Here is a 13,260-nt window from a genome sequence, read left to right as displayed (position 1 = left end):
GATCAGCCCTTCTTCTTCCTGCGTCGTGCCCCGGGAACCGTGCGGCCGACGATCACCTGGCGGGGCGCCGGCACTCGCTGGGGCTCCTGCGACCTGCGCGACATCGCCTGGCGCACGCCGTAGCCGAAGGCCGCGACCTTGACCAGCGGGCCGCCGAAGGTGGACGCCACCGTCGACGAGAGCGCCGAGGCGTTGGAGGTGACTTCCTGCACGTCGGACGCGATCGAGTCGACACGCTCCAGCTGGGTCTGCGCCGTGCGCACCGTCGCCGAGGCGTCCGCGAGCAGCGGCACCGCCTGTTCCGTCACGTCCGCCACGAGCTTGGTGGTCGCCTTGAGCGTCTGCGCCAGCCTCGCCAGCGCCACGGCGAGGAAGGCGACGAGGATCGCCCAGAACACGGCCACCAGGATCCCGGCCACCTCTCCACCGGTCACACCGCACCGCTTCCTGCTCGGTCGCGGACGCCTGACAGGGTCCGCAAAGTCGTGCTCCGACCCTATCGCGACGCGGCGCGCCCCCCGAACCGGATTACGGTCCGGCGCGGGCAGACTTGTCAAGGGCGATTGTACGGAACGGGGCCGTCTCAGTACGCTCTGTGTCTCATGCACGGCACATCCGGAGCGGACACCGGTCACGGCGCTCCCGGGCGGACGCGGCCCGGCAATCTCCCCGCCGAGTTGTCGACGTTCGTCGGGCGCGGGGGCGAACTCGCCGATCTGGTGGGGCTGCTGGAGAGCGGCCAGGAGCGGCTTCTCACGGTCGTGGGGGTCGGCGGGGTCGGCAAGACGAGGCTCGCCCTGCGGGCGGCGGCCGCGGCGGCGCGCTCGGACCGGGGGCAAAAACGGTACTGCGACGGGGTCTGGCTCGTGGAGCTGGCGGCGCTGCGCGACGGTGACCTCGTCGACCACGCGTTCGCCGACGCGCTCGGCCTGACCGACCAGAGCCCGAGGGCCACGCGTGACGTCCTCGGAGAGTTCCTCGCCGAGCGCGAGGCGCTGCTCGTCGTCGACGGGTTCGAGCAGCTGGCGGACGCGTGCGCCGCGGCCGTCCGTGACCTCCTGCGGCGCGCGCCCGGGCTGCGTGTCCTCGCGACGGGCCGCAGACCGCTGGGCGTCGAGGGCGAGAGGACCGTGGGGCTCGCGCCGCTGCCGCCCGAACAGGCGCGGGAGCTGTTCGTGGCGCGCGGTGCCGCGCGGGTGCCCGGCTTCCGGCCGTCGGGGGCCGACGACCACGCGATCACGGAGGTGTGCGCGCGCCTCGACGGCATCCCGCTCGCGCTGGAACTGGCCGCGGGGCGGCTGCCCGCGCTCTCGCCCGGCCAGTTGCTCGCCCGGCTGGACGACCGGTTCGCGCTGCTCAAGGACGGTGGCAGGGGCGCGCTGCCGCGGCACAGGACGCTCCGTACGGCCATCGGCTGGAGCCACGAGCTGTGCACGCCGCGCGAGCGCCTGCTGTGGGCGCGGCTCTCGGTCTTCCCCGGCCCGTTCGACCTAGACGCGGCGGAGTACGTGTGCGGCGGGCCCGACCTGCCGGCCGACGAGGTGCTCGACCTGCTCGGCGCGCTGATCGACCAGTCGCTGGTGATCAGGGACGCCACGCCGGCGGGCGTGCGCTACCGGATGCTGGCGACCGTGCGCGCCTACGGCGCCCAGTGGCTGGAGGAGGTGGGCGACGCCGACCGGCTGCGCAGGCTGCACCGCGACTGGTACGTGGGGCTCGCCACCTGGTACGAGCTCGACTGGTACGGGCCGCGCCAGGAGGAGGTCGCCGCGGGCACGGAGAGCGCGATGCCCAACCTGCGCGCGGCGCTCGACCTGTGCCTGGCGACGCCCGAGGAGGCGCACATCGGGCAGCACCTCGCGGGCACCCTCTGGTTCTACTGGGCGGGCTGCGGCCGCCTCGCGGAGGGCAGGCACTGGCTCGACCGCGCGCTGTCCTGGGAGTCGACCCGCAACGACGGCGCACGGCTGAAGGCGCTGTGGGTGCAGGGCTACGTGTCCCTGCTGCAGGGCGACACGACAGCGGCGGTCGGCGCGCTGCACGAGTGCCGGCGCGAGTCGCTGCGCACGGGCGACGAGCTGGCGTACGCCTACGCGGTGCACCGGATGGGGTGCCTCGCGCTGCTGACGGACGACATGCCGCGCGCCGAGCACCTGCTGGTCGCCGCGCTGCGCGCCTACCGCGAGCTCGGGGAGGTCAACAGCAACGTGCTGATGGCCCAGGCCGAGCTGGCGATGGCGCTCGCGTTCCAGGGCGACCTCGACCGCGCGGTGGCGGAGTGCGTCCTGCTGCGCGAGGCGTGCGAGGACAGCGGGGAGCGGTGGGCGCGTGCGTACGCGCTGTACGTGCTGGCGTACGCCGAGTGGGAGCACGGCAGGCACCGGGAGGCGCGGGGACTGCTGGCGGAGTGCCTGACGATCAACCACGCCTTCCACGACCTGGTGGGCCTGGTGCTGGCGATGGAGCTGGCGGCGCTGGTGTCGGCGAGCGAGGGCGACGCGGCGGAGGCCGCCGTGCTGCACGGGGCGGCGTCGCGCCTGTGGGATTCGGTCGGCCTGCCGCTGTTCGGCTCGCGCTTCTTCGGGGCGCCGCAGGCGCTGTGCGAGCGGCGGAGCCGGGAGGAGCTGGGGGCCTCGCGGTACGCGGCGTGCGTGGAGCGCGGCAGGCGCCTGCCGGCGGCGGAGGCGGTGGCGAGGGCGCTGCGCGGGCCCGGCGGGCAGGCGCGGGAAGGGGACGCGGCGGCGGACTCGGTGCGGGGCGAGCCGGCGGCGGCCAGGGAGAGCTGAGGCAGCCCCTGGGCCTCGGGCGGCGGGGCGGAGTCCGGGAACGGCGAAGGCCCGCCGGCTCCCCGCCGGGGTGGGCGGGGTGCCTGCGGGCCTTCGGGGCGCGCGTGGCGCGGGTACGGCGTCCGCTCAGCGGGCGTAGTACTCGACGACGAGCTGCTCGTCGCAGATCACGGGGACTTCCTTGCGCTGCGGGTCGCGGTCCAGGCGGAACGCCAGGGCCTTCAGGTTGACCTGCAGGTAGCGCGGGGTCTCGCCGTCGGTGTCGTTGCCGCCTTCGCGGGCCACCTGGAAGGGGACCTTGCTGCGGCTGCGCTCGCGGACCATCACGACGTCGTCGGGACGGACGCGGAACGACGGCTTGTCGACCTTGTGGCCGTTGACCTCGATGTGGCCGTGGACGACCATCTGGCGGGCCTGGTAGATGGTCTTGGCGATGCCGGAACGCAGCACCAGCGCGTCCAGGCGGCGCTCCAGCTCGATGACCAGGGCCTCGCCGGTCTTGCCCTCGGCCTTGCGAGCGCGGTCGTAGGCGCGCGCCATCTGGCGCTCGCTGATGTCGTACTGCGCGCGCAGGCGCTGCTTCTCCAGCAGACGGACCTTGTAGTCACTGTTCTGCTTGCGGCCGCGGCCGTGCTCACCCGGCGGGTAGGGACGGGCCTCGAAGTACTTGACGGCCTTCGGCGTCAGCGCGATACCGAGCGCGCGTGACTTCTTGACCTTGGGACGCGACTGGTTAGGCACGTTCTCCGGACCTCCATGCAGGTTGGTTGGGCTCACCTTGTTCATAGAGATCGCGTGTCTCACCCTGGGAACACCAGGAGCATCACAGACAGCCCCGGCAAGAAGCGGGGCACCGAAATGACGGAGGTCCGATCAGCTCATGGTCAGCCGCGTCCCTGTCCTGGGCATCCGTTCTGAGAACGTCTGCCGCGGACAACGGGCTTGAGATCGCCCGGATGCCGTCAGCAGCCGGGCGCACACGAACTCTCGTACAGGGTACATGCCCGGCGACCGTGCTCCGTCCCGCCCCCGGGACGCCCGACGAGACGCCCGACGAGACGCGGCCGGGCTCAGGAGCCCTCGCCGCGCAGTCGCTCGCGCACCTTCTCGACCACGTCCGCGTACCGCGCCTCCGCACCGTAGCGCGTCGGCGTGTAGTAGCGCCGGTCCTCCACCCCGTCCGGCAGATATCGCTGGGCCGCGATTCCGCCGGGCACGTCGTGCGGGTAGACGTACCCCTGGGCGTGGCCGAGCTTCGCCGCTCCCTTGTAGTGGCCGTCGCGCAGGTGCGCGGGCACCTGTCCTGCCACGCCCTTCTTGACGTCCTCCAGTGCGGCCCCGATCGCGAGCGTCGCCGCGTTGGACTTCGGCGCGAGGGCCAGGGCGATCGTCGCGTGGCTCAGGGTCAGCGCCGCCTCCGGGAAGCCGATCATGGCCACGGCCTGGGCGGCGGCCACCGCGAGGGGCAGCGCCGCCGGGTCGGCGAGGCCGATGTCCTCGCTCGCCGAGATCATCAGCCGCCTCGCGATGAACCTGGGGTCCTCGCCCGCGTCGATCATCCTGGCCAGGTAGTGCAGCGCCGCGTCCACGTCGGAGCCCCTGATGGACTTGATCAGGGCGCTCGCCACGTCGTAGTGCTGGTCGCCGTCGCGGTCGTAGGCGACCGCGGCGCGGTCGACGGTCTCCTCCAGCGTCGCCAGCGAGATCTCCTTCTCGCCCTTGTCGATCGCGGCGCCCGCCGACGCCTCCAGCGCCGTCAGCGCGCGCCGCGCGTCACCGCCCGCGACGCGCAGCAGGTGGGACTCGGTGTCCCCGGGCAGCGTCACCGCGCCGCCGAGGCCGCGCTCCTCGGCGAGCGCGCGCCGCAGCAGGTCGCGCACGTCGTCGTCGGTCAGCGATTCCAGCGTCAGCAGCAGGGAGCGTGACAGCAGCGGGGAGATGACCGAGAAGTAGGGGTTCTCCGTGGTGGCGGCGATCAGCGTCACCCAGCGGTTCTCCACGGCGGGCAGCAGGGAGTCCTGCTGTGCCTTGCTGAAGCGGTGGATCTCGTCGAGGAAGAGGACGGTCTCCTTGCCGTACCCGCCGGAGGCTCGGCGTGCGCCGTCGATGACGGACCGCACCTCCTTGACGCCCGCGGTGATCGCGGACAGTTCCACGAACCGCTTGTCGGTGGCCTTGGACACCACGTACGCGAGGGTCGTCTTGCCGGTGCCTGGAGGGCCCCACAGCAGCACCGATGACGGTCCTGCCGGGCCGCTGCCCTCCCCGACAAGGCGCCGCAGCGGCGAGCCCTGCCTCAGCAGGTGCTGCTGGCCGACCACCTCGTCCAGCGTGCGCGGGCGCATGCGGACCGCCAGGGGGCTGCTGGAAGGGTCCTTCTCCTGGCGGTCTTCCGCCGCTGCGGTAAAGAGGTCGGGCTCCACGCTGAAAGCCTAAGGCAGCGCTCAGCTCGTCCAGAAGCTCCACCAGTTCGTCAGGATCAGCAGGCCGATGATGGCGAGGTGCAGCGTGGGCAGGATCCACGTGAAGTCGGTGAAGAAGGACCGCATCCACCGCGGCGCGGGGATCACACCGTGCCGCACGTTGTGCGACACCGTGTACCAGAACATGATCACGGTGGCGACCCAGGCGAGGCAGCACCACAGGCACAGCGCGTGGATCCGGTACAGCGACTCGAACTGGAGCCAGGTGATGAACCCGACGCCGAACAGCGTGCCCGCCTGGAGGCCGAGCCAGTACCACCGCTGGTGCTTGGCGCCCGCGAGGATCGCGAGGCCGATGCCGATGACGACCGGGTAAGTGGCGAGGCCCAGCATCGGGTTGGAGAACCCGAACACGTGGGCCTGGTCGCTCTGCATCACGCTGCCGCAGGACACGACCGGGTTGAGGCTGCAGCTGGGGGTGAAGTGCGGGTTCTGCAGCAGCTTGAACTCGTCCAGCGTGATCACCCAGGCGGCGAGCAGGCCCGCCGCCCCGGTGAGCGCGAGAAGCACTCCGAAGGCGCGGCTGCCGGCGATCGGCGCGCCGCCGAGCCGTTTCGTCTCCCCCGTGGAGGAGGCGCTGTCCAGCGTGGTCGTCATTATCCCTGTCCGGTCGCTAGAAGGGGGGGGCGTAGGGGCAGGGCCATTGTGCCGCACGAGAGTTGTCCCGCACCGTTCGAACGGGATAAGGGCCGGCTGTGAGCCCGGCCCCGCCCCCTTGACTCCTCCTGTGACTCCTCCTGCTCCCGCGGCTCAGCCGAGCAGGGTACGCAGCCTGTCGACGATCTTGTCGAGCGCGACCGCCTCCTGCTCGCCGGACTCCATGTCCTTGAGCTGCGCGACGCCCGCTTCGAGGTCGCGCTCGCCGGCGACGAGCGTGTACCGCGCGCCCGACCTGTCGGCGCTGCGCATCGCGCCCTTGATGCCCTTGCCGCCGTAGCTGAGGTCCGCGGCGATGCCTGCCCTGCGCAATTCGGTGACCGCCGCGAACAGCACCCGGCGCGCCTCGTCGCCGAGCGGTACGGCGAACACGCTGGTGACCGGGGGCAGTTCGAGGGTGACGCCCTCGGCCTGAAGTGCGAGCACCGTGCGGTCGACGCCGAGTGCCCAGCCGACGGAGGGCAGCGCGGGGCCGCCGATCATCTCGGACAGCCCGTCGTAGCGCCCGCCGCCGCCGACGGCGGACTGCGAACCGAGCCCGTCGTGCACGAACTCGAAGGTCGTGCGCGTGTAGTAGTCGAGGCCGCGCACGAGGCGTGGGTCGTCCTCGAAGGCGACGCCCTGCGCGGTCAGCAGCGCGCGCACCTCGTCGTGGTACGCGCGGCACGCGTCGCAGAGGTGGTCGCGCAGCAGCGGCGCGCCCTCCAGCTGCCGCTGGACGTCCCGACGCTTGTCGTCGAGCACCCGCAGCGGGTTGATCTCGATGCGGCGGCGGGTCTCGTCGTCCAGGTCGAGCCCGCGCAGGAATCCCTGCAGCGCCTCGCGGTACGCGGGCCGGCACTCGCGGTCGCCGAGCGAGTTGAGCAGGATGCGGAAGCCGCGCAGGCCGAGCGAGCGGTACGCCTGGTCGGCGAGGACGATCAGCTCGGCGTCGAGCGCGGGGTCCTCGGCGCCGATCGCCTCGGCGCCGACCTGGGAGAAGTGGCGGTACCTGCCCTTCTGCGGGCGCTCGTAGCGGTAGTACGAGCCGGAGTACCAGAGCTTGACGGGGAGATTGCCCGCCTTGTGGAGGTTGGCCTCCAGCGTGGCGCGCAGCACGGACGCGGTGCCCTCGGGGCGCAGCGCGAGCCGGTCACCGCCCTTGGTCTCGAAGGCGTACATCTCCTTCGTGACGATGTCGGTGGACTCGCCGACACCGCGCGCGAACAGCTCGACGTTCTCGAAGCCCGGCGTCTCCACGTAGCCGTACCCGGACCGCTTCAGCGGCGCGGCGAGGGCATCGCGCACCGCGAGGTAGGTCGCGGAGGCGGGCGGGAGGAGGTCGTAGGTGCCCTTGGGGGCCTGGAAGGTGCTCATGGTGATCGCTGCGTTCACATTCCTCGTCGCGGTGCGCCGCCCGTACCGGTCCCGCCGCCCGTGCGCGAGGCTGCCGCCTCGCGCAGGTAGGGGTTGGTGGCGCGCTCCTGGCCGATGGTCGTCTGGGGGCCGTGGCCCGAGAGCACCACGGTCGAGTCGTCGAGCGGCAGGCACACACGGCCCAGCGACTCCATCAACTCGGCGGTGTCCCCGCCCGGCAGGTCGGTACGTCCTACGGAGCCGGCGAACAGCAGGTCGCCCGAGAAGAGGACCGGCGGGATGTCGCCCGCCGGCGCCTGGGGCAGCCTGAAGGTCACCGACCCCTTGGTATGGCCTGGGGCGTAGGCGACGGACAGGTCGAGGCCCGCGAGGGACAGCGCGGCGCCGTCGGACAGCACGCGCACGTCGTCGGGCTCGCCGACGGTCAGCTCGCCCATGAGCTGCGCGCCGATGGAGCGGCCGATGCCCTTCTCGGGGTCGCTCATCATGGCGCGGTCCGCGGGGTGGATCCAGGCGGGCACGCCGTGCGCGCCGCAGACCGGCACCACCGAGGCGACGTGGTCGATGTGGCCGTGGGTGAGGATCACCGCGACGGGCTTGAGCCGGTGCTTCGCGACCGTCTCGGCCACGCCCTCGGTGGCCTGGTGGCCAGGGTCGATGATCACGCACTCCTCGCCGGCGGCGGGGGCGACCAGGTAGCAGTTGGTCCCCCAGGCCCCGGCGGGGAACCCGGCAATGAGCACGATCGTCCTTCATGTCGGTCGGGCAGGCGTCGCGGCAGATCACAGACGGTGCACAGAGCGTACCGGGATCGCGATTTCCACAGCGAACCCATATAGCGTACGGGGTCAGTCCTGCCGGACGGACACGAGATCCGCGATGTACGGACACGCGATGTGCGGGCACGAGGTCCGCGATCCGAGAACCTCCGAGAAACGAGGAGAAGACCCGGTGGCCAACAACGACCAGCGGCGGCGGCAGCTTGCCAGGGAGAAGTTCGAGCGGCAGCAGCGGCGCCGTTCGGAGGCGCGCAGGCGCGCCAAGCGCCGCAACATCGTGATCGCCTCGACCGTGGCGGCGGTGGTGGTGATCGGCGGCGGCAGCACGGCGTTCGCCGTGATGGGCGGTTCGGGCGACGGGAAGGCGGACGCCGCGGCGTCGCCGTCCTCCGTCCCCAGCCCGTCGGCATCGGCGTCGGCGCCCTCCGAGCCGAAGATGACGATCGACAAGACGGCTTCGTACACGATGAAGCTCAAGACCAACAGGGGCGACGTGGCGATCGCCATGAACGCGGCGAAGACGCCCCACACGGTCAACTCGTTCAAATACCTCGCGGACAAGGGCTTCTTCGACAACACCAAGTGCCACCGGCTGACCACCCAGGGCATCTACGTGCTCCAGTGCGGCGACCCCAAGGGCGACGGCACCGGCGGGCCCGGGTACACGATCCCGGACGAGAACCTCTCCTCGCTCGGCAAGGCGGGCGCCGACGGCTCGGTCACGTACAAGGCGGGCACGGTGGCGATGGCCAACACCGGCCAGCCGCACACCGGCGGCAGCCAGTTCTTCCTCGTCTACAAGGACTCCAAGCTGAAGCCCTCGTACACACCGTTCGGCACGATGGACAGCGCCGGCCTCAAGCTCGTGAAGAACGTCGCGAAGGACGGCGTCGAGGGGAGCACCAAGAAGCAGCCGGTCACGGACGGCGCCCCGAAGGACGCGGTCACCGTGCAGAAGGCCACGGTCGACAAGCAGTGATCAGCTCAGCGATCCGCTGTATCGGGCACTGAATTTCGGCCGTGCTGAGTGCGGACAGCCGGGCGGCGGTTCGCCTATGTTGGCGTTGTGAAGGGCGGGCGCTGCCCGCCCCAGGAACCGTGGACGATGCCGGGGGGCGCGACCCCTTCAGGTGTCAGCTGGAGGAGGCGCTGTGAGCAGCGACCCGTGGGGCCGTGTCGACGAGAGCGGCACCGTGTACGTGCGTACGGCCGATGGCGAGGTGGTTGTCGGATCCTGGCAGGCGGGATCCCCCGACGAGGCCCTGGCCTACTACGAGCGCAAGTACGAGGGCCTGGTCGTCGAGATCGGCCTCCTTGAGCGCCGGGTGAAGACCACCGACCTGTCCGCGAAGGACGCGACGACCGCGATCGGGCACCTGCGCGGGCAGGTCGACGAGCACCACGCGGTGGGCGACCTGGACGCGCTCAGGAAGCGCCTCGACGCGCTCGTCGCGACGGTCGACGCGCGGCGCGAGGAGCGCAAGGCGCACCGTGCCCGGCAGAGCGACGAGTCGCGGCACGCCAAGGAGGCCCTCGTCACCGAGGCGGAGGAGCTGGCGCAGAGCGACCAGTGGCGCGCGGCGGGCGAGCGGCTGCGGGCGCTCGTGGACACGTGGAAGGGCCTTCCGCGGCTCGACCGCAAGTCGGACGACGAGCTGTGGCACCGCTTCTCGCACGCCCGCTCCGCGTTCTCCAAGCGCCGCAAGGCGCACTTCGCGTCGCTCGACGCGCAGCGGGAGGACGCCCGCAGGACCAAGGAGCGGCTGGTCGCGGAGGCCGAGTCGCTGTCGGGGTCGAGGGACTGGGGCGCCACGTCGGCGCGTTACCGCGAGCTGATGACGGCCTGGAAGGCGGCGGGCCGCGCGCAGCGTGAGGCGGAGGACGACCTGTGGAACCGCTTCCGCGGCGCGCAGGACGTGTTCTTCGGCGCGCGCGGCGAGGTGTTCGCCGAGCGTGACGCGGAGCAGGCGGACAACCTCAAGCTCAAGGAGGAGCTGGCGGCCGAGGCCGAGCGCCTCGTCCCGGTGCGCGACCTGAAGTCCGCGCGGGCCGCGTTCCGCGGGATCAACGAGCGCTGGGAGGCCATCGGCCACGTGCCGCGCGACGCGCGCCCGAAGGTCGAGGGCCGCATGCAGGCCGTCGAACGGGCGCTGCAGGAGTCCGAGGAGACCGAGTGGCGGCGCACGAACCCGGAGGCGCGCGCCCGCGCCGAGGGGCTCACGGGCCAGCTCCAGGCGGCCGTGGACAAGCTCCGCGGCCAGATCGACACGGCCCGCGCATCGGGCAACAACGCCAGGGCCGACAAGCTCACGCAGGAGCTCGAAGGCCGGCAGGCGCTCCTGGACCAGGCCCAGAAGGGCCTCCAGGAGTTCGGCGGCTGACAGCCGTGTGAGGGGGCCGGCGATGACCGCCGGCCCCCTCACACGTGTCACGTCCCCGCGAGGCGCCCGGCGGCCCGCCGCTGAGGCCCTGCGGCCGGCGGGCCCGGGCCGGGCGGGACGGCCCGCTGGACCGCTGTGGTACCCACAGCAGGCCGGCGGTGATCGCCGGTCCCTCACACAGGTCACGTCCACGCAGGGCCGAGCGGCGGCCCGCCGCTCGGCCCTGCGGGCCGTCCCGTCCCCACGTGCGGTGCCCCGCGGAGCGCCCCGCCCCGGACCGGGTCGGCCCGCTGGGGGCCGGGGCCCGCGGGGCGACAGCGCCACTCGCGTCGGGCCTGGGGAGGAGCCCGCACGGCCCGAGAGGTCTCGCCCGCTGGCGGGCTCGCAGGCCCTGACGGGCCCGTCAGGGCCTGCGGGCCGAGGTGACGCGGTAGACGTCGTAGACGCCCTCCACGCCGCGTACGGCCTTCAGGACGTGGCCCAGGTGCTTCGGGTCGCCCATCTCGAACGTGAAGCGTGACGTGGCGACGCGGTCGCGGGACGTCTGGACCGCGGCCGACAGGATGTTCACGTGCTGGTCCGACAGCACGCGGGTGACGTCCGACAGCAGGCGGGAGCGGTCCAGCGCCTCGACCTGGATCGCGACGAGGAACACCGACGACTGGGTCGGCGCCCACTCGACGTCGAGGATCCGCTCCGGCTGCTGCGACAGCGAGTCGACGTTGACGCAGTCCGCCCGGTGCACGGACACACCGCTGCCGCGCGTGACGAAGCCGATGATCGGATCGCCCGGCACGGGCGTGCAGCACCGCGCGAGCTTGACCCACACGTCGTCCACGCCCTTGACGACCACGCCGGGGTCCGCGTTGGACCGGCGCTTGGCCCGGCTGCGCGCGGGCGGCGCGGCCTCCTCGATCTCCTCGGTGGCGGCCTCCTCGCCGCCGAGCGCCTGCACGAGCTTCTGCACGACGCCCTGCGCGGCGACGTGCCCCTCGCCGATCGCCGCGTACAGCGACGAGATGTCCGAGTAGCGCATCTCGTGCGCCAGCGTCACCAGGGAGTCGCCGGTCAGGATCCGCTGGATCGGCAGGTTCTGCTTGCGCATGGCCCGCGCGATGGCGTCCTTGCCCTGCTCGATGGCCTCCTCGCGGCGCTCCTTGGAGAACCAGCCGCGGATCTTGTTGCGGGCCCTCGGCGACTTGACGAAGCCCAGCCAGTCACGGGACGGGCCCGCGCCCGACGCCTTCGAGGTGAAGACCTCCACCAGGTCGCCGTTGTCGAGCGTCGACTCCAGTGGCACGAGCCGGCCGTTGACGCGCGCGCCGATGGTGCGGTGGCCGACCTCGGTGTGCACCGCGTAGGCGAAGTCGACGGGTGTCGCGCCGGCGGGCAGCGCTATCACGTCGCCCTTCGGGGTGAAGACGAACACCTCGTTGCGCGACAGGTCGAACCGCAGGGACTCCAGGAACTCGCTGGGGTCCTCCGTCTCCTTCTGCCAGTCGAGCAGCTGGCGCAGCCACGCCATGTCGTTGACGGTGTCCTGGCCGCCGCCCTTGCCCGCGCTCTTGGGAACGTCCGTGCGGACCTTGGAGGCGCCCGCGACCGCGTCCTGCTTGTACTTCCAGTGCGCGGCGATGCCGTACTCGGCGCGGCGGTGCATGTCGAACGTGCGGATCTGCAGCTCGACGGGCTTGCCGCTCGGCCCGATGACCGTCGTGTGCAGCGACTGGTACATGTTGAACTTGGGCATCGCGACGTAGTCCTTGAACCGCCCGGGCACCGGGTTCCACCGGGCGTGGACGGTGCCGAGCGCCGCGTAGCAGTCGCGGACGGTGTCGACGAGCACGCGGATGCCGACCAGGTCGTAGATCTCCGCGAAGTCGCGGCCGCGGACGATCATCTTCTGGTACACGCTGTAGTAGTGCTTGGGCCGGCCGGTGACCGTCGCCTTGATGCGGGCGGCCCGCAGGTCGGCCTGGACCTCGTCGGTCACTATGGCGAGGTACTCGTCGCGCTTGGGCGCGCGCTCGGCGACGAGCCGGACGATCTCGTCGTACATCTTCGGGTAGAGGATCGCGAAGGCGAGGTCCTCCAGCTCCCACTTGATGGTGTTCATGCCGAGCCGGTGGGCCAGCGGCGCGTAGATCTCCAGCGTCTCGCGTGCCTTCTTCTCCTGCTTGTCGCGGCCCAGGTAGCGCATGGTGCGCATGTTGTGCAGGCGGTCGGCGAGCTTGATCACGAGCACGCGCGGGTCGCGCGCCATGGCGACGACCATCTTGCGTACGGTCTCGGCCTGCGCGGCCTCGCCGAACTTCACCTTGTCCAGCTTGGTGACGCCGTCCACGAGGGCGGCGACCTGGTCGCCGAAGTCCTTGCGGAGCGTGTCGAGGCCGTACTCGGTGTCCTCGACGGTGTCGTGCAGCAGTCCCGCCATCAGGGTGGCCGGATCCATGCCCAGCTCGGCGAGGATGGTCGTCACCGCGAGCGGGTGGGTGATGTACGGGTCGCCGCTCTTGCGCTTCTGGCCGCGGTGCCAGCGCTCGGCGACCTGGTAGGCGTGCTCGATCTGCCGCAGCGTGGCCGTCTCGATCTTGGGGTCGTTGCCACGGACCGTCCGCAGCAGCGGCTCGAGGACGGGGTTGTACGGGGACGACCGCTGCACGCCGAGGCGCGCGAGCCGGGCCCGTACCCGGTTGGACGAGCCGGACCGCGGCGGTGCGGCCGGGGTCTGCTTGGGTCCCGTGGGGGGCGTGTGGTTCGGGCGCGCGAGAGGGGCGGGCTCGGCGGCCGGGTGCGCGTCGGCGCCGGCGGCCGGCCC

At 72.1% G+C, this 13,260-nt stretch carries 10 protein-coding genes; 3 read left to right on the top strand and 7 right to left on the bottom strand.

The window, feature by feature from the left end:
- Positions 1-2: 2 nt before the first annotated feature.
- Positions 3-434 (bottom strand): DUF948 domain-containing protein, encoded by a 432-nt coding sequence (locus JFN87_RS13515; RefSeq protein WP_209340273.1) that lies wholly within the window; start codon positions 432-434, stop codon positions 3-5.
- A 168-nt stretch (positions 435-602) separates the two neighbouring features.
- Between JFN87_RS13515 and JFN87_RS13510 the strand changes: the two genes are divergently transcribed.
- Complete coding sequence (locus tag JFN87_RS13510; RefSeq protein ID WP_209340272.1) at positions 603-2,786, top strand: ATP-binding protein; 2,184 nt, start codon at positions 603-605, stop codon at positions 2,784-2,786.
- A gap of 126 nt (positions 2,787-2,912) precedes the next feature.
- On the opposite strand, the gene rpsD is transcribed toward JFN87_RS13510, so the two are convergent.
- The 5 genes from rpsD to JFN87_RS13485 all read right to left on the bottom strand — a co-directional run bounded on the left by rpsD (position 2,913) and on the right by JFN87_RS13485 (position 8,025).
- Positions 2,913-3,527 (bottom strand): 30S ribosomal protein S4, encoded by a 615-nt coding sequence (gene rpsD / locus JFN87_RS13505; RefSeq protein ID WP_209340271.1) that lies wholly within the window; start codon positions 3,525-3,527, stop codon positions 2,913-2,915.
- Between the two features lie 329 nt (positions 3,528-3,856).
- Positions 3,857-5,209, bottom strand: coding sequence for a replication-associated recombination protein A (locus JFN87_RS13500; protein ID WP_209340270.1), 1,353 nt, complete (start codon positions 5,207-5,209; stop codon positions 3,857-3,859).
- Between the two features lie 21 nt (positions 5,210-5,230).
- A complete protein-coding gene (locus JFN87_RS13495) occupies positions 5,231-5,866 on the bottom strand; it encodes a vitamin K epoxide reductase family protein (protein ID WP_209340269.1) in 636 nt (211 codons plus the stop codon).
- A 153-nt stretch (positions 5,867-6,019) separates the two neighbouring features.
- Positions 6,020-7,282 (bottom strand): histidine--tRNA ligase, encoded by a 1,263-nt coding sequence (gene hisS / locus JFN87_RS13490; protein ID WP_209340268.1) that lies wholly within the window; start codon positions 7,280-7,282, stop codon positions 6,020-6,022.
- Between the two features lie 14 nt (positions 7,283-7,296).
- Positions 7,297-8,025 carry an MBL fold metallo-hydrolase gene (locus JFN87_RS13485; protein WP_209340267.1) on the bottom strand — a complete coding sequence of 243 codons (729 nt, stop codon included), beginning with the start codon at positions 8,023-8,025 and terminating at the stop codon, positions 7,297-7,299.
- Positions 8,026-8,233: 208 nt separating this feature from the next.
- Between JFN87_RS13485 and JFN87_RS13480 the strand changes: the two genes are divergently transcribed.
- Positions 8,234-9,040, top strand: a complete 807-nt coding sequence (locus tag JFN87_RS13480) for a peptidylprolyl isomerase (protein WP_209340266.1) — start codon at positions 8,234-8,236, stop codon at positions 9,038-9,040.
- 172 nt (positions 9,041-9,212) lie between these two features.
- Positions 9,213-10,442 carry a DUF349 domain-containing protein gene (locus JFN87_RS13475; protein ID WP_209340265.1) on the top strand — a complete coding sequence of 410 codons (1,230 nt, stop codon included), beginning with the start codon at positions 9,213-9,215 and terminating at the stop codon, positions 10,440-10,442.
- A gap of 403 nt (positions 10,443-10,845) precedes the next feature.
- Here JFN87_RS13475 and JFN87_RS13470 read toward each other — a convergent pair.
- Positions 10,846-13,260, bottom strand: a 2,415-nt coding sequence (locus tag JFN87_RS13470) for a RelA/SpoT family protein (protein ID WP_245179492.1), incomplete at its 5' end; no start/stop codon positions are given.

Source organism: Streptomyces montanisoli (assembly GCF_017813245.1).
GTDB lineage: Bacteria > Actinomycetota > Actinomycetes > Streptomycetales > Streptomycetaceae > Streptomyces > Streptomyces montanisoli.
This window is presented reverse-complemented; position numbering and strand designations above follow the sequence as displayed.

Excerpts from the sequence above, each read along its gene's own strand:
- JFN87_RS13510 (WP_209340272.1), top strand. The coding sequence starts at position 603 with ATGCACGGCACATCCGGAGCGGACACCGGTCACGGCGCTCCCGGGCGG.
- JFN87_RS13495 (WP_209340269.1), bottom strand. The coding sequence starts at position 5,866 with ATGACGACCACGCTGGACAGCGCCTCCTCCACGGGGGAGACGAAACGG.
- hisS (WP_209340268.1), bottom strand. The coding sequence starts at position 7,282 with ATGAGCACCTTCCAGGCCCCCAAGGGCACCTACGACCTCCTCCCGCCC.